At 66.2% G+C, this 14,309-nt stretch carries 20 protein-coding genes; all 20 read left to right on the plus strand.

Annotated elements, in window-relative coordinates:
• The first annotated feature begins 36 nt into the window (after positions 1–36).
• The 20 genes from EES48_RS14145 to nuoK all read left to right on the plus strand — a co-directional run bounded on the left by EES48_RS14145 (position 37) and on the right by nuoK (position 14,306).
• Positions 37–774: a hypothetical protein gene (locus EES48_RS14145; protein ID WP_122468698.1), complete on the plus strand. Its 738-nt coding sequence runs from the start codon at positions 37–39 to the stop codon at positions 772–774.
• 110 nt (positions 775–884) lie between these two features.
• The gene (gene rpsM / locus EES48_RS14150) at positions 885–1,253 is read left to right on the plus strand and encodes a 30S ribosomal protein S13 (RefSeq protein ID WP_122468889.1); all 369 of its coding nucleotides are present in this window, start codon (positions 885–887) and stop codon (positions 1,251–1,253) included.
• 15 nt (positions 1,254–1,268) lie between these two features.
• A complete protein-coding gene (gene rpsK / locus EES48_RS14155; protein WP_122468702.1) occupies positions 1,269–1,658 on the plus strand; it encodes a 30S ribosomal protein S11 in 390 nt (129 codons plus the stop codon).
• Between the two features lie 92 nt (positions 1,659–1,750).
• Entirely contained in the window at positions 1,751–2,770 is a 1,020-nt protein-coding gene (locus EES48_RS14160; protein ID WP_122468706.1) for a DNA-directed RNA polymerase subunit alpha, read from the plus strand.
• A 108-nt stretch (positions 2,771–2,878) separates the two neighbouring features.
• On the plus strand, positions 2,879–3,301 hold the full coding sequence (rplQ, locus tag EES48_RS14165; RefSeq protein ID WP_122468710.1) for a 50S ribosomal protein L17: 423 nt from the start codon (positions 2,879–2,881) through the stop codon (positions 3,299–3,301).
• Between the two features lie 207 nt (positions 3,302–3,508).
• The gene (locus EES48_RS14170) at positions 3,509–3,886 is read left to right on the plus strand and encodes an NADH-quinone oxidoreductase subunit A (protein WP_122468713.1); all 378 of its coding nucleotides are present in this window, start codon (positions 3,509–3,511) and stop codon (positions 3,884–3,886) included.
• Positions 3,856–4,497 (plus strand): NuoB/complex I 20 kDa subunit family protein, encoded by a 642-nt coding sequence (locus tag EES48_RS14175; protein WP_420807953.1) that lies wholly within the window; start codon positions 3,856–3,858, stop codon positions 4,495–4,497. Before EES48_RS14170 ends, EES48_RS14175 begins: the two co-directional genes overlap by 31 nt.
• Complete coding sequence (locus tag EES48_RS14180; RefSeq protein ID WP_122468721.1) at positions 4,494–5,147, plus strand: NADH-quinone oxidoreductase subunit C; 654 nt, start codon at positions 4,494–4,496, stop codon at positions 5,145–5,147. The genes EES48_RS14175 and EES48_RS14180 overlap by 4 nt, the downstream gene beginning before the upstream one ends.
• Positions 5,147–6,409, plus strand: coding sequence for an NADH-quinone oxidoreductase subunit D (locus EES48_RS14185; protein WP_240623386.1), 1,263 nt, complete (start codon positions 5,147–5,149; stop codon positions 6,407–6,409). Before EES48_RS14180 ends, EES48_RS14185 begins: the two co-directional genes overlap by 1 nt.
• Positions 6,406–7,074 (plus strand): NADH-quinone oxidoreductase subunit NuoE, encoded by a 669-nt coding sequence (gene nuoE / locus EES48_RS14190; RefSeq protein ID WP_122468726.1) that lies wholly within the window; start codon positions 6,406–6,408, stop codon positions 7,072–7,074. Before EES48_RS14185 ends, nuoE begins: the two co-directional genes overlap by 4 nt.
• Positions 7,071–7,337 carry a hypothetical protein gene (locus EES48_RS14195; protein ID WP_122468731.1) on the plus strand — a complete coding sequence of 89 codons (267 nt, stop codon included), beginning with the start codon at positions 7,071–7,073 and terminating at the stop codon, positions 7,335–7,337. The genes nuoE and EES48_RS14195 overlap by 4 nt, the downstream gene beginning before the upstream one ends.
• A 3-nt stretch (positions 7,338–7,340) precedes the next feature.
• On the plus strand, positions 7,341–8,657 hold the full coding sequence (gene nuoF, locus EES48_RS14200; RefSeq protein ID WP_122468734.1) for an NADH-quinone oxidoreductase subunit NuoF: 1,317 nt from the start codon (positions 7,341–7,343) through the stop codon (positions 8,655–8,657).
• 5 nt (positions 8,658–8,662) lie between these two features.
• On the plus strand, positions 8,663–9,157 hold the full coding sequence (locus EES48_RS14205) for a hypothetical protein (RefSeq protein WP_122468737.1): 495 nt from the start codon (positions 8,663–8,665) through the stop codon (positions 9,155–9,157).
• Complete coding sequence (gene nuoG, locus EES48_RS14210; RefSeq protein WP_122468740.1) at positions 9,157–11,202, plus strand: NADH-quinone oxidoreductase subunit NuoG; 2,046 nt, start codon at positions 9,157–9,159, stop codon at positions 11,200–11,202. The genes EES48_RS14205 and nuoG overlap by 1 nt, the downstream gene beginning before the upstream one ends.
• A gap of 4 nt (positions 11,203–11,206) precedes the next feature.
• On the plus strand, positions 11,207–11,530 hold the full coding sequence (locus EES48_RS14215; RefSeq protein WP_122468744.1) for a hypothetical protein: 324 nt from the start codon (positions 11,207–11,209) through the stop codon (positions 11,528–11,530).
• A complete protein-coding gene (nuoH, locus tag EES48_RS14220; protein WP_420807954.1) occupies positions 11,530–12,597 on the plus strand; it encodes an NADH-quinone oxidoreductase subunit NuoH in 1,068 nt (355 codons plus the stop codon). The genes EES48_RS14215 and nuoH overlap by 1 nt, the downstream gene beginning before the upstream one ends.
• Entirely contained in the window at positions 12,597–12,791 is a 195-nt protein-coding gene (locus EES48_RS14225) for a hypothetical protein (protein ID WP_122468751.1), read from the plus strand. Before nuoH ends, EES48_RS14225 begins: the two co-directional genes overlap by 1 nt.
• Positions 12,788–13,282, plus strand: coding sequence for an NADH-quinone oxidoreductase subunit NuoI (nuoI, locus tag EES48_RS14230; RefSeq protein ID WP_122468755.1), 495 nt, complete (start codon positions 12,788–12,790; stop codon positions 13,280–13,282). Before EES48_RS14225 ends, nuoI begins: the two co-directional genes overlap by 4 nt.
• A gap of 95 nt (positions 13,283–13,377) precedes the next feature.
• On the plus strand, positions 13,378–14,001 hold the full coding sequence (locus tag EES48_RS14235) for an NADH-quinone oxidoreductase subunit J (protein ID WP_122468758.1): 624 nt from the start codon (positions 13,378–13,380) through the stop codon (positions 13,999–14,001).
• Positions 14,001–14,306, plus strand: a complete 306-nt coding sequence (gene nuoK / locus EES48_RS14240) for an NADH-quinone oxidoreductase subunit NuoK (RefSeq protein ID WP_122468761.1) — start codon at positions 14,001–14,003, stop codon at positions 14,304–14,306. Before EES48_RS14235 ends, nuoK begins: the two co-directional genes overlap by 1 nt.
• Positions 14,307–14,309 lie beyond the last annotated feature (3 nt).

Below are 14,309 nucleotides of genomic sequence, written 5' to 3' on the forward strand. Positions count from 1 at the left end.
GGGCGTGACATAGCCTCTTGGTTGAGAGGCAGGGCGATGACAGCGACGGGACAGGCTGACCTTCGGACACGCGCGACGACCGGGATCGCGGTCGCCGGCCTGCACGGTGCGCTCCTCCTGCTTCTGCTGCTCGCGCGAACCGATCCACCGCCGGAAATTCCCGACTTTCCGCCGATGCTCGTCGAACTGATCGCGCCGCAGCCGGCCTTGCGGACGGCTCCGACCGTTGGCGGCGGCGGCAAGCCCTCGGCGCCGTCGCGGACCCATACGCCGCCTGAGCCGCCTCTGGATCGCATAGAGGTTCTGGCGCCGCCGGTGCAGGCCGTCGAGCAGCCGCTGGTCGTCGGTATGTCGGACACCGATCCGGTGCAGGCGGCGCGGGGCGTGTCCGGGATCGTGGCCGGGACGGGAGCCGGCTCGGGACGCGGATCGGGCTCAGGGCCCGGAACGGGCGAAGGCGGAACTGAGGGTCCGACGCTCATTAGGGGGCCGAAGGGGGCGACCATTGCGGAGAAGGTCGATCGGGCCGCGCTGAGGCGGAGCGCGCTGCCTTACGCGATCCTGGATTGCAGGATTCGGGGGGGTGAGAGGCGCTTCGACCGGTGCCGTGTCATGGAGGAATCTGTGCCGGGCGCTGGAGAGGTGGCGCTGAGGAAAGCACGTGAATTCGTGTTTCATTCCACGCGCGGTCCCGGGCGGTTTGCGCCAACGTACGATCAAACCATCGGCATAGAGTTTGACCCCTTGGAACTGCCCTACCAGGGTCCCGGTTGACGCACAGGGAATCCCCTGTATAAGAGCGGCCTTCCGCGAAGGGCGCCAACGCTCCTGGTCTGTTGACCGGAGCGTTTGTTGCGTCCCGACACGCGCATCTGGAGAATTTCGTGGCCCGTATCGCTGGCGTCAACATCCCGACCAACAAGCGCGTCGAAATCGCGCTTCAGTACATCCACGGCATCGGTCCGAAGTCCGCCAAGGAAATCACCGAGAAGGTCGGCATCGAGCCGGCCCGCCGCGTGAACCAGCTGACCGACGCCGAGGTGCTGTCGATCCGCGAGACCATCGACCGCGACCACATGGTCGAGGGCGACCTGCGTCGCGAGACCTCGATGAACATCAAGCGTCTGATGGACCTGGCCTGCTACCGCGGCCTGCGTCACCGCAAGGGCCTGCCGGTCCGCGGCCAGCGCACCCACACCAACGCCCGCACCCGCAAGGGTCCCGCCAAGCCGATCGCCGGCAAGAAGAAGTAAGAGAGAGCCGTACCGATGGCCAAGGAACCGGGTCGCGTCAAAAAGCGCGAGCGCAAGAACATCACCTCGGGCGTGGCGCATGTAAACGCCAGCTTCAACAACACCATGGTGACCATCACCGACGCCCAGGGGAACGCCATCTCCTGGTCCAGCGCCGGGCACATGGGCTTCAAGGGTTCGCGCAAGTCGACGCCCTACGCCGCCCAGATGGCCGCCGAGGACGCCGCCAAGAAGGCCGGCGAGCACGGTGTGAAGACGCTGGAAGTGAACGTGTCGGGACCGGGCTCCGGCCGTGAATCGGCCCTGCGCGCCCTGCAGGCCGCCGGCATGACGATCACCACGATCCGCGACGTCACCCCGATGCCGCACAACGGTTGCCGCCCGCCAAAGCGCCGCCGCGTCTAAGACGCCCCGTCGCTGACTACCCCATTCTCCGCCGGTCCCGCCTCGTCTGACGAGGGGAGGGGGACCGGCGAAACCCGTTTCGAGGGACACCCATGATCGAAAAGAACTGGCAAGAACTGATCCGTCCCGAAAAGCCGCAGATCGAGATCGGGACCGACGCTCAGCGCAAGGCCCGTCTGGTCGCCGAACCGCTGGAGCGCGGCTTTGGCGTGACCCTGGGCAACGCCCTGCGCCGCGTGCTTCTGTCGTCGCTGCAAGGCGCCGCCGTGACCGCCATCCAGATCGACGGCGTGGTGCACGAGTTCTCCTCGCTGGAAGGCGTGCGCGAGGACGTCGTGGACATCGTGCTGAACATCAAGCAGCTGGCGCTGCGCATGCACGCTGAAGGCCCCAAGCGCATGACGCTGAAGGCCACCGGCCCCGGCCCGGTGACCGCCGGCCAGATCGAGGCGTCCTCGGACATCGAGATCCTGAACCCGGATCACCTGATCTGCACCCTGGACGACGGCGCCACCGTGCGCATGGAACTGACCGTGCAGAACGGCAAGGGCTATGTCGCGTCGGAGCACAACCGTCCGGAAGACGCGCCGATCGGCCTGATCGCCGTCGACGCCCTGTATTCGCCGGTCAAGCGCGTCGCCTATCGCGTCGAGCCGACCCGTCAGGGCCAGTCGCTGGACTATGACAAGCTGATCCTCGACGTCGAGACCAACGGCGCCGTGTCGCCGGTGGACGCCGTGGCCTACGCCTCGCGCATCCTCCAGGACCAGCTGCAGATCTTCATCACTTTCGAAGAGCCCAAGGCCGTCACGGCCGAGGCGGACGGCAAGCCCGACCTGCCTTTCAATCCGGCCCTGCTGAAGAAGGTGGACGAGCTGGAGCTGTCGGTGCGTTCGGCCAACTGCCTGAAGAACGATAACATCGTCTACATCGGCGACCTGATCCAGAAGACCGAGGGCGAGATGCTTCGCACCCCGAACTTCGGCCGCAAGTCGCTGAACGAGATCAAGGAAGTGCTTACCGGAATGGGCCTGTCGCTCGGCATGGACGTGCCGAACTGGCCGCCGGAAAACATCGACGATCTGGCCAAGAAGTTCGAAGACCAGATCTAGTTTCAACCCTCCGCCCAGGCCCGGGCATGCGTCCGGGTCGCGGAGCGGTTAGAATGAAAAAGCCCAGGTCCAGGCAGCTGGAAACCGGGTTGAGTAGGAGAGACCCCGATGCGCCACGGCGCCGCCTATCGCAAGCTCGGCCGCACGGCCAGCCACCGCCAGGCCATGTTCGCCAACATGGCCGCCTCGCTGATCAAGCACGAGCAGATCACCACGACCCTGCCCAAGGCCAAGGAGCTGCGGCCCTTCGTGGAGAAGCTGGTCACGCTCGGCAAGAAGGGCGACCTGCACGCTCGCCGTCAGGCCATCAGCCACGTCCGCGACGTGACCCAGGTCGGCAAGCTGTTCGAGACCCTGGCTCCGCGTTACGCCGAGCGTAACGGCGGCTACATCCGCATCATGAAGGCCGGCTTCCGCCACGGCGACAACGCGCCGATGGCCGTGATCGAGTTCGTCGATCGCGACGCCGACGCCAAGGGCAAGGACTCCGGTCCGGTCCTGGCCGCCTACGGAGACGACGAGGGGGCCTGATCGGCTTCGTCATCGCCACGCCTTTGAAGGGGCGGTCGGAGCGATCCGGCCGCCCTTTCGCGTGTGCGGCCGTCTCACGCGCGGCAGCGGCAAAGCTGCGAGCCATTCTCACAAATTCCTTGCGCCATCGGGGTTTGAACCCCCGCCGGGAGCGTTTAGAAGAGCCCGAATCCGCCGCCATCCCCCCGGCGGCCGAGGTCGTTTGAGATGACGGAATTCCTGCTCGAATATCTGCCGATCGTGGTCTTCTTCGGGATCGCGGCGGTCCTGGGCCTGGGCTTCATGCTGGCGGCCTGGGTGATCGCGCCCAAAAACCCGGACGCGGAAAAGCTGTCGGCCTATGAGTGCGGCTTCAACGCCTTTGACGACGCGCGGATGAAGTTCGACGTGCGCTTCTATCTGGTGTCGATCCTGTTCATCATCTTCGATCTGGAGATCGCCTTCCTGTTCCCCTGGGCGGTGTCGATGTTCGACCTGCCGCAGGCGCAGATGATCTTCGCCTTCTGGTCGATGATGGTCTTCCTGGGCGTGCTGACGGTCGGCTTCCTCTACGAGTGGAAGAAGGGAGCCCTGGAATGGGAGTGACCGTGGACAACAATGTTCCCGTCATCGGTCAGGGAAATCAGGGCGCGTCGTCGCAACTGGTGACGCCCTATGGTCAGGGCGCGCGCTCGACTGTCGAGGGCTACGATCCGAAGATCCACGACAAGTTCTTCGAGCAGGTCAACACCGAGCTAGGCGAGCGCGGCTTTCTGACCGCCTCGGCGGAGGACATCATCACCTGGGCCCGCACCGGCTCACTGATGTTCATGACCTTCGGCCTGGCCTGCTGCGCCGTGGAGATGATCCAGGCGGCCATGCCGCGCTATGACCTGGAGCGGTTCGGCTTCGCGCCGCGCGCCAGCCCGCGTCAGTCCGACGTGATGATCGTGGCCGGCACCCTGACCAACAAGATGGCTCCGGCTCTTCGTAAGGTTTACGACCAGATGCCGGACCCCCGCTACGTGATTTCGATGGGCAGCTGCGCCAACGGCGGCGGGTATTATCACTATAGTTACAGTGTTGTTCGGGGTTGCGACAGGATCGTGCCGGTGGACGTCTATGTGCCGGGGTGCCCGCCGTCGGCGGAGGCGCTGGTCTATGGCGTGCTGCAGCTGCAGAAGAAGATCCGACGGATCGGGACGATCGAGCGATGACCGACGTCGTGGAAACCACGGTCGCCGCCGACGCCCTGAGCGATCTGGGGCGTGAGCTGGCGGGGGCGCTGTCGGTGGATATCGAGCTGGCGCATGGCGAGCTGAACCTCACCACGACGCGCGACCGGGTGCTGGAGGTGCTGACCGCGCTGCGGGACCAGTATGGGTTTCAGCAGCTGATCGACCTGACTGGTGTGGACTATCCCGAGCGGGCCGAGCGTTTCGATGTGGTCTATCACCTGCTCAGCATGACGCGGAACCTGCGTCTCAGGGTCAAGGTGGCGACCGACGAGCAGGCGCCGGTGCCGAGCGCCATTCCGGTGTGGCCGTGCGCCGAGTGGTTCGAGCGCGAGGCGTTCGACATGTACGGCATGCTGTTCTCGGGCCACCCGGACCTTCGCCGGCTGCTGACCGACTACGGCTTTCAGGGGCATCCCCTGCGCAAGGACTTCCCGATGACGGGCTATGTCGAGGTGCGCTGGTCCGAGGAGCAGAAGCGGGTGGTCTATGAGCCCGTCAAACTGACCCAGGAATTCCGCCGCTTCGACTTCCTGTCGCCGTGGGAGGGCGCCGACTACGCCCAGCCGCCGCTGCCGGGCGACGAGAAGGCGATCGGCTCGGCCGGCACGCCCAGCGGAGGCAAGGCGTGATGGCCGACGACGCGACCCCCAAGCCCAAGTCCGCCGTCGATCTCGGCTTCCAAGAGGGCGCCGAGGTGATCCGGCGCGGCGACCCGGACGAGCGCAAGTTCACCATCAACTTCGGCCCCCAGCACCCGGCGGCGCACGGCGTGCTGCGCCTGGTGCTGGACCTGGACGGCGAGATCGTCGACCGGGTCGATCCGCACATCGGCTTGCTGCACCGCGGCACCGAAAAGCTGATGGAGGCGCGCACCTACCTGCAGAACGTGCCCTATTTCGACCGGCTGGATTACGTCTCGCCGATGAACCAGGAGCACGCCTTCTGCCTGGCGATCGAGAAACTGCTGGGCGTGTCGGTTCCGTATCGGGCGCAGCTGATCCGGGTTCTGTATTCCGAGATCGGCCGCATCCTGTCGCACCTGCTGAACGTGACGACCCAGGCCATGGACGTCGGCGCCCTGACGCCCCCGCTGTGGGGCTTCGAGGAGCGCGAGAAGCTGATGGTCTTCTATGAGCGCGCCTGCGGGGCGCGGCTGCACGCCAACTATTTCCGGCCGGGTGGCGTGCACCAGGACCTGCCGACGGCCCTGATCGACGACATCGCCAAGTGGTGCGAGACCTTCCCGGCGGCGCTGCACGACATCGAAAGCCTGGTCACCGAGAACCGCATCTTCAAACAGCGCAACGTCGATATCGGCGTGGTGTCCAAGGAACAGGCCCTGGCCTGGGGCTTCACCGGCGTGATGCTGCGCGGCTCGGACATCGCCTGGGACCTGCGCAAGTCACAGCCGTACGAGTGCTACGCCGAGCTGGAGTTCGACGTGGTGGTCGGCAAGAACGGCGACTGCTGGGACCGCTACCTCGTACGCGTCGAGGAGATGAAGCAGAGCCTGCGGATCATGGAGCAGTGCATCCACCGGCTGCGCAACTGCCCCGGCGATCCGGTCATGATCCAGGACAACAAGATCGCTCCGCCCAAGCGCGGCGAGATGAAGCGGTCGATGGAAGCCCTGATCCATCACTTCAAACTCTACACCGAGGGCTTCCGCACCCCGCCGGGCGAGGTCTATGCCGCGGTCGAGGCGCCCAAGGGCGAGTTCGGCGTCTATCTGGTCTCGGACGGGACCAACAAACCCTATCGCTGCAAGATCTCGGCGCCGGGCTTCCGTCACCTGCAGGCGATGGACTGGATGAACCGCGGGCACATGCTGGCGGACGTGAGCGCCATCCTGGGGTCCCTCGATATCGTGTTCGGTGAGGTCGATCGATGAGCGTGCGTCGTCTCGCCAAAGTGCAGCCGGACAGCTTCGCCTTCTCCAAGGCGACGATGCAGAAGGCCGAGTGGTGGATCGCCAAATATCCGGCTGATCGGCGTCAGTCGGCGGTGATCCCGATCCTGTGGCTGGTCCAGAAGCAGGAGGGCTGGGTCTCCGAACCCGCCATCCGCGCCATTGCGGCCCTGCTGGACATGCCGACCATTCGGGTGCTGGAGGTCGCGACCTTCTACACCATGTTCCAGCTGGAGCCGGTCGGCACGGCCGCCCTGATCCAGGTGTGCGGCACCACGCCGTGCATGCTGCGTGGTTCGGGCGAACTGATGCGGGTGTGCAAGGAGAAGATCGGGCCCAAGGACCAGCTGTCGGCGGACGGCAGGTTCACCTGGCAGGAGGTCGAGTGCCTGGGCGCCTGCGCCAACGCGCCGATGGCGCAGATCAACGACTATTATTTCGAAGACCTGACGGCCGAGGACATGGCCGGGATCATCGACGACTTCGCGGCGGGCAAGGCGCCCCAGCCGGGCAGCCGCGTGGGCCGGGCGTCGTCCGAGCCTGAGGGCGGGGCCATCACCCTGACCGATCCCAAGCTGTATGACGGCTCGGCCGCCAAGCCGATCAAGACCCTGCCGAACTCGGCTCCCGCGAAGGAGCCGGCGTGACGCGTCCCGACTTCTCCTCCGACGAGGGCGTGCGCGCCTATCGCGTCGAGCTGCGCTCCGTGGGCCGCAAACAGCGGCTGGCGGGCTTCGCGCTGATCGTGCTGGCGGTCGCCATCCTGTGGGGAGCGCCGCAGCTGGGGCTGGAGCCGCGCCTGGTTCAGACCCTGGGCTACGGCGCCCTGGCCGGGGGCTGGGTTCTGATGATCTACGCCATCTTCCTGCGCACCCAACACCACCGTCGCCGCCTTCGGGAGATTGAGTAAGCCATGGTCGGCATTCTCGAGGACAAAGACCGCATCTTCACCAACCTGTACGGCCTCCAGGACTGGACGCTGGAGGGGGCGAAGAAGCGCGGCTGCTGGAACGCGACCGGCGACATGCTGGCGCTGGGCCGGGACTGGATCATCACCAACGTCAAGAACTCCGGCCTGCGCGGACGCGGCGGGGCCGGTTTCTCGACCGGGCTGAAGTGGTCCTTCATGCCCAAGGAAGTGAAGGAAGACCGGCCCCACTATCTGGTGGTCAACGCCGACGAATCCGAACCCGGCACCTGCAAGGATCGGGAGATCATGCGGCACGATCCGCAGCTGTTGATCGAAGGCTGTCTGATCGCCTGTTTCGCCATGCAGGCGCACGCCTGCTACATCTATCTGCGCGGCGAATATGTGCTGGAACGCGAGCGGATGGAGGCGGCGGTCAAGCAGGCCTATGAGGCCAGGCTGATCGGCAAGAACAATGTCCACGGCTGGGACCTGGACATCTACATTCACCACGGCGCGGGCGCTTACATCTGCGGCGAGGAGACGGCCCTGCTGGAAAGCCTGGAGGGCAAGAAGGGCCAACCCCGCCTGAAGCCGCCGTTCCCGGCCGGTGCGGGCCTGTACGGCATGCCGACCACGGTGAACAACGTCGAGTCGATCGCGGTCGTCGGCACCATCCTGCGCCGGGGCGCGGAGTGGTTCGCGGGCTTTGGCCGGCCGAACAACACCGGCACCAAGATCATGTCGATCAGCGGCCATGTGAACCGGCCGTGCAATGTCGAAGAAGCGATGTCGATCCCGCTGAAGCAGCTGCTGGAAGAGCACTGCGGCGGGGTGCGCGGCGGCTGGGACAATCTGAAGGCGGTGATACCGGGCGGGTCGTCGGTGCCGCTGATCACGCGCGAGATGAGCGAGACCGCGCTGATGGACTTCGACAGTCTGCGCGAGATGCGCTCGGGTCTGGGTACGGCGGCGGTCATCGTGATGGACCAGTCGACCGACCTGGTGAAGGCGATCGCGCGCATCAGCTATTTCTACAAGCACGAGAGCTGCGGCCAGTGCACGCCGTGCCGCGAGGGCACCGGCTGGATGTGGCGGGTGCTGGAGCGGATGGCCATCGGCGAGGCCGATCCGTCGGAGATCGACCTGTTGCTGGACGTCGCCGGTCAGGTCGAGGGCCACACCATTTGCGCCCTGGGCGACGCCGCCGCCTGGCCGGTGCAGGGGCTGATCCGCCACTTCCGCCACGAGATCGAAGAGCGCATCGCCAACTACCGCAACGCCCGCGCGAACTTCGCCGGCCACGCGATCGCGGCGGAGTAGGGCGGATGGCTGAACGCATTCTCCTTACCTTGGCCGGGTTCGCAGCCCTGACCCTCGCCGCCTGCGGCGAGCGTGAGGCGACGCCGGCGGGCGAGGGGGCTCCGGTCGCCGCGCCCGCGCCGGTCGAGGCGGCGACGCCCGCGCCGGTTCTGGACGACGCCGGCCTGCGCGCCGTGTGTCGGGCGGTGCTGTCGGTGGTGCATGAGCAGCAGCCGGCCGACCTGACCGCCGACGCGCTATCCGACGGGGTGGTCAGCCTATCCTGGCCGGCGCCGGTGGACGGCGGACGGCGGACGGCCGAGTGCCGCGTCTCGGGCGACGTGGTCAGCTGGCGGCCCACGGGCCTGCCGGACGACGCCCAGGAGCGGTGGATGGACACCGCCCAGGACCCGATCCTGCGCTTTGCCCAGGACGGCGAGACGATCACCGTCATCCAGACCCAACCTGACGGGTCGACGAGCCGCACCGATGTGGCTCTGAACGGACAAGAGGCCCGCTGATGCCCGTCGCCAAGGTCAATGGCGTGGAGACCGAGTTCGAGCCCGGCATGACCGTGCTCCAGGTCGCCGAGCGCGCCGGCGAGGAGATTCCGCGTTTCTGCTATCACGAGCGGCTGTCGATCGCCGGCAACTGCCGCATGTGCCTGGTCGAGGTGAAGCCGGGGCCGCCCAAGCCCCAGGCCAGCTGCGCCCTGCCGGCCGCCGAGGGCCAGGAGATCTTCACCAACACGCCGATGGTGGAGAAGGCCCGCAAGGGGGTGATGGAGTTCCTGCTCATCAATCACCCGCTGGACTGCCCGATCTGCGACCAGGGCGGCGAGTGCGACCTGCAGGACCAGGCCATGGGCTATGGCCGCGACGCCTCGCGCTATGACGAGAACAAGCGGGCCGTCGAAGAAAAGAACATGGGCCCCACCATCAAGACCTTCATGACGCGGTGCATCCAGTGCACCCGCTGCGTGAGGTTCATCACCGAGGTGGCGGGCGTTCCGGACATCGGCATGATCTCGCGCGGCGAAAGCGCCGAGATCACCACCTATCTGGAACAGTCGATCGACTCGGAATTGTCGGGCAATGTCAACGACCTGTGCCCAGTCGGCGCCCTGACCCACCGGCCGTGGCAGTACCACTATCGGCCGTGGGAACTGAAGAAGACCGAGACCATCGACGTGATGGACGCCCTGGGCTCCAACATCCGCGCCGACGCGCGGGGCGCCGAGGTGATGCGGGTGCTGCCGCGCGTCAACGAGGACATCAACGAGGAGTGGCTGTCGGACAAGAGCCGGTATGCCGTCGACGGCCTGACCCGCCGGCGTCTGGACCAGCCCTATGTGCGCGAGAACGGGCGTCTGCGCCCGGCCTCGTGGAGCGAGGCGCTGGGCGTCGTGGCCGACAGGCTGACGGCCGCGCCGGCCGACCGCATCGGCGTCATCGCCGGCGACCTGCAGGACGCCGAGAGCATGAAGGCGACGCTGGACCTGTTCCGGGCGCTGGGCTCGGCCAACACCGATTGCCGTCAGGATGGCATGGCTGTCGGGGGCGAGGCCCGCGAGGGCTGGCTGTTCAATTCGGGCGTGGCCGGGATCGAGCAGGCCGATGTGGTGCTGCTGATCGGGACCAATCCACGCGTCGAGGCGCCGCTGCTGAACGCGCGTCTGCGCAAGGGCTGGCTGTCGGGGGACACCCGCATCCTGTCGATCGGCGAGGCGGCGGACCTGACGTATGAGGTCGAGCATCTGGGCGCCGGGGCGAAAACCTTGTCGAAGCTGCCCAAGGCGGCCACGGACGCGCTGAAGAACGCCGAACGGCCGGCCATCGTGGTCGGGGCCGGGGCCATCGCGGGCGCCAACGGAGCGGCGGTGCTGAACGCCATCGGTGCTTTGGCCAAGAAGGTCGGGGTCGTGAAGGACGGCTGGAACGGCTTCAACGTGCTGCACACCGCCGCCGGCCGCGTGGCGGGTCTGGACATGGGTTTCACGCCCGCCGACGGCGGTCTGGACGTGGCCGGGATGGTCAAGCCGGGCGCGCTGGACGTGCTGTTCCTGCTGGGCGCCGACGAGGTGGATACGACGGGCTCGGACGCCTTCCGCGTCTATCTGGGCAGCCACGGCGACCGGGGCGCGCACGGGGCGGACGTGATCCTGCCGGGCGCGGCCTATACGGAAAAGCCGGGGATCTATGTGAATACCGAGGGTCGGGTTCAGATGGCCGAACGGGTCGTCTTCCCCAAGGGCGAGGCCAAGGAAGACTGGGCCATCATCCGCGCCCTGTCCGAGCGCGTGGGCCACACCCTGCCGTACGACAGCCTAGACCAGCTGCGTCAGCGGCTGATGGGCGACCATCCGACCTTTGGCCGGATCGATTATCTGGTGCCGGCGGCCGCCTTCGACGTGGGCGCCCTGGGCAAGAAGGGCGATCCGGGCGAGGGCGAGTTCCGCTCGCCGATCCTCGACCCCTATCTGACCAACCCGATCGCGCGGGCCAGCGCGACCATGGCCGAACTGTCCGCCCAGCGCGTGACGCCGGTCGCGATGGCGGCGGAGTAGGGCGATGACCGATTCGGCCATTCCGCCTGAATTTTTCGGCCTGTTCGGCGCGGCCTTCGTGACGAACCTGACCTATGTCGCGACGTGCTTTCTTCTTGAGCGTCGACTGAACACGCCCGCCGTTGAGCGGCGAGGCATTGGCCCGTTCAGTGCGTTCAATGGCTCGTTGCCGGGCCTGATCGGGTTTCTCAGGTTCGTGTTCAGCAACGCTCATCTCGGTCTCGACGATGAGGCTGTTACGCGGCTGACCTGGGCGGTGCGTATTCTTTTGCTGCTGGGTCTCACGCTGACGCTCACGGTGTTCGTCCAGTTCGCGGGGATCGTCTGATGGATTTCTGGTCTAGCCCTCTCGGATGGACGCTGATCACCGCCGGCGGAATCCTGCTGGTGACGGTCGGAATCCTGATCTCGCTGGCCTTCCTGCTGCTGGCCGACCGCAAGATCTGGGCGGGGGTTCAGCTGCGCAAGGGTCCGAACGTGGTTGGGCCGTTCGGCTTGCTGCAATCCTTCGCCGACTTCTTCAAGTTCGTGCTGAAGGAGATCGTCGTGCCGGCCGGGGCCGACAAGGTCGTCTTCATCCTGGCGCCGCTGATCACCTTCATCCTGGCCTTCATCGCCTGGGCGGTGATCCCGTTCGCGCCGGGCTGGGTGATCTCGGACTTGAACGTCGGCATCCTCTACATCTTCGCCATCTCGTCTCTGGGCGTGTACGGCATCATCATGGGCGGCTGGGCTTCGAACTCGAAGTATCCGTTCCTGGGGTCGCTGCGGTCCGCCGCGCAGATGGTCAGCTACGAGGTCTCGATCGGCCTGATCATCGTCAATGTGATCCTGCTGGCCGGGACGATGAACCTGACCTCGATCGTGACCCAGCAGTCGGGCTGGATCTGGAACTGGAACGCCTTTGGCGGGGGCCTCGGCAGCCTGCCGCTGATCGTGATCATGTTCCCGATGTCGATCATCTTCTTCATCTCGGCCCTGGCCGAGACCAACCGGCCGCCGTTTGACCTGCCCGAGGCCGAGTCCGAGCTCGTGGCCGGCTATCAGGTCGAATACAGCTCGACGCCGTACCTGCTGTTCATGATCGGCGAGTACGCCAACATCGTCTTCATGTGCGTGCTGATGAGCCTGCTGTTCTTCGGCGGCTGGCACCCGGGCTTTCCGACCGACTTCCTGAACGGCTGGCCGCCGATCCTGGCCAATCTGTTCTATCTCGCCGTGCTGTTCGCCAAGACGATCTTCTGCTTCGTGATGATCGCCATCGTGAAGGCCTTCGTGCCGCGCTATCGCTACGACCAGTTGATGCGTCTGGGCTGGAAAATCTTCCTGCCCACCTCGCTAGTGGCGGTGATCGTGGTGTCGGCCTGGCGCGTCTTCGTGCAGGGCGGCGCCTGATGCGCGGTCTGATGATCCTTGGCGGCGGCGCCCTGACGCTGGCCGGCTGCGCCGCGCCCTATGAGGCCGCGCCGAACTCGCCCTATCAGTGGGAGCGTCAGCAGGAGAAGCAGCGCCGCGACTACTGCCACACCCTCGAACCCGATTCCCCCGCCTACAGGCGCGACTGCGGTCGCGCCGGAGACCGCTCATGAGCTTCACCCGGATCGTCCAGGCGACCAAGGGCGCGATGATGCTGGACGTCATCGGCGCGCTGGGCCTCTCGTTCAAATACATGCTGCGCCCCAAGGCGACGGTGAACTATCCGTTCGAGCGCAACCCGCAGTCGCCGCGGTTCCGGGGCGAGCACGTGCTGCGCCGCTATCCGAACGGCGAGGAACGCTGCATCGCCTGCAAGCTGTGCGAGGCCATCTGTCCGGCCCAGGCCATCACCATCGAGGCCGAACCGCGCGCCGACGGCAGCCGCCGCACGACCCGTTACGACATCGATATGGTGAAATGCATCTACTGCGGCCTCTGCCAGGAGGCCTGCCCGGTGGACGCCATCGTCGAGGGACCGAACCAGGAGTTCACCACCGAGACGCGGGAAGAACTCTATTACGACAAGGAACGCCTGCTCGCGAACGGCGACCGTTGGGAACGCCAGATCGCGAAGAACCTGGAACTGGACGCGCCGTACCGGTGACGACGAACCGGTCGCTTCTATCGGGAGCGACCAGAGGCTAAGAGGGCCGGCGATTCCGCCGGTCGGGACTTTTTGAGAGGGGCGTCAGAGCGCCGATGATCGAGGCGATCGCCTTCTATCTGCTGGCCATAACGGCCGTCTTCGCCGGCGGAGCCGTGGTGCTGTCGCGCAGCCCGGTTCACTCCGTGCTGTGGCTGATCCTGGCCTTCTTCGCCTCGGCGGGGCTGTTCGTGCTGCTGGGCGCCGAGTTCCTGGCGATGCTGCTGGTGGTCGTCTACGTCGGCGCCGTGGCGGTGCTGTTCCTGTTCGTCGTCATGATGCTGGACGTCGACTTCGTGAAGCTGAGGGAAGGCTTCACCCGCTATCTGCCACTGGCGGCCATCGTGGCGGCGATCCTGCTGGCCGAGATGATCATCGTGTCCCTGGCCGTGGCCAGCGGCGGCGCCGCGGCGGGCGGCCAGATCGTGCCGGCGACGGCCGATGCCTCCAACGTCGAGACCATCGGGCGGGTGCTCTACACCGACTATGTCTACATCTTCCAGGCGGCCGGGATCGTGCTGCTGATCGCCATGATCGGGGCGATCGTGCTGACCCTGCGCCACAAGCCGCATGTGCGCCGCCAGAACCCGGGCGACCAGATCAACCGTGATCGCCGCACGGCGGTGGAGATCAAGTCCGCCGAAACCGGCCGGGGCGTCAGCCCGGAGGAGCTTCTCTGATGATCGGCCTGGCCCACTATCTGGCGGTCGCCGCCATCCTGTTCACCCTCGGGGTGTTCGGCATCTTCGTGAACCGCAAGAACGTCATCATCATCCTGATGTCGATCGAGCTGATCCTCTTGTCGGTGAACATCAATTTCGTCGCCTTCTCGGCCTATCTGAACGACGTACAGGGGCAGATCATGGCCATGTTCGTGCTGACCGTGGCCGCGGCCGAGGCCGCCGTCGGTCTGGCCATTCTGGTGACCTTCTTCCGTAACCGCGGCGACATCGCCGTGGACGACGCCAGCGTGATGAAGGGCTGATCG

This window comes from Brevundimonas lutea (assembly GCF_003704105.1).
Classification (GTDB): Bacteria; Pseudomonadota; Alphaproteobacteria; order Caulobacterales; family Caulobacteraceae; genus Brevundimonas; species Brevundimonas lutea.

What these genes read in the sequence shown, in the direction of transcription:
- EES48_RS14145 (WP_122468698.1), top strand. Translation starts at nt 37, where the DNA reads ATGACAGCGACGGGACAGGCTGACCTTCGGACACGCGCGACGACCGGG.
- rpsK (WP_122468702.1), top strand. Translation starts at nt 1,269, where the DNA reads ATGGCCAAGGAACCGGGTCGCGTCAAAAAGCGCGAGCGCAAGAACATC.
- EES48_RS14160 (WP_122468706.1), top strand. Translation starts at nt 1,751, where the DNA reads ATGATCGAAAAGAACTGGCAAGAACTGATCCGTCCCGAAAAGCCGCAG.
- rplQ (WP_122468710.1), top strand. Translation starts at nt 2,879, where the DNA reads ATGCGCCACGGCGCCGCCTATCGCAAGCTCGGCCGCACGGCCAGCCAC.
- EES48_RS14170 (WP_122468713.1), top strand. Translation starts at nt 3,509, where the DNA reads ATGACGGAATTCCTGCTCGAATATCTGCCGATCGTGGTCTTCTTCGGG.
- EES48_RS14180 (WP_122468721.1), top strand. Translation starts at nt 4,494, where the DNA reads ATGACCGACGTCGTGGAAACCACGGTCGCCGCCGACGCCCTGAGCGAT.
- EES48_RS14185 (WP_240623386.1), top strand. Translation starts at nt 5,147, where the DNA reads ATGGCCGACGACGCGACCCCCAAGCCCAAGTCCGCCGTCGATCTCGGC.
- nuoE (WP_122468726.1), top strand. Translation starts at nt 6,406, where the DNA reads ATGAGCGTGCGTCGTCTCGCCAAAGTGCAGCCGGACAGCTTCGCCTTC.
- nuoF (WP_122468734.1), top strand. Translation starts at nt 7,341, where the DNA reads ATGGTCGGCATTCTCGAGGACAAAGACCGCATCTTCACCAACCTGTAC.
- EES48_RS14205 (WP_122468737.1), top strand. Translation starts at nt 8,663, where the DNA reads ATGGCTGAACGCATTCTCCTTACCTTGGCCGGGTTCGCAGCCCTGACC.
- nuoG (WP_122468740.1), top strand. Translation starts at nt 9,157, where the DNA reads ATGCCCGTCGCCAAGGTCAATGGCGTGGAGACCGAGTTCGAGCCCGGC.
- EES48_RS14215 (WP_122468744.1), top strand. Translation starts at nt 11,207, where the DNA reads ATGACCGATTCGGCCATTCCGCCTGAATTTTTCGGCCTGTTCGGCGCG.
- nuoH (WP_420807954.1), top strand. Translation starts at nt 11,530, where the DNA reads ATGGATTTCTGGTCTAGCCCTCTCGGATGGACGCTGATCACCGCCGGC.
- EES48_RS14225 (WP_122468751.1), top strand. Translation starts at nt 12,597, where the DNA reads ATGCGCGGTCTGATGATCCTTGGCGGCGGCGCCCTGACGCTGGCCGGC.
- nuoI (WP_122468755.1), top strand. Translation starts at nt 12,788, where the DNA reads ATGAGCTTCACCCGGATCGTCCAGGCGACCAAGGGCGCGATGATGCTG.
- EES48_RS14235 (WP_122468758.1), top strand. Translation starts at nt 13,378, where the DNA reads ATGATCGAGGCGATCGCCTTCTATCTGCTGGCCATAACGGCCGTCTTC.
- nuoK (WP_122468761.1), top strand. Translation starts at nt 14,001, where the DNA reads ATGATCGGCCTGGCCCACTATCTGGCGGTCGCCGCCATCCTGTTCACC.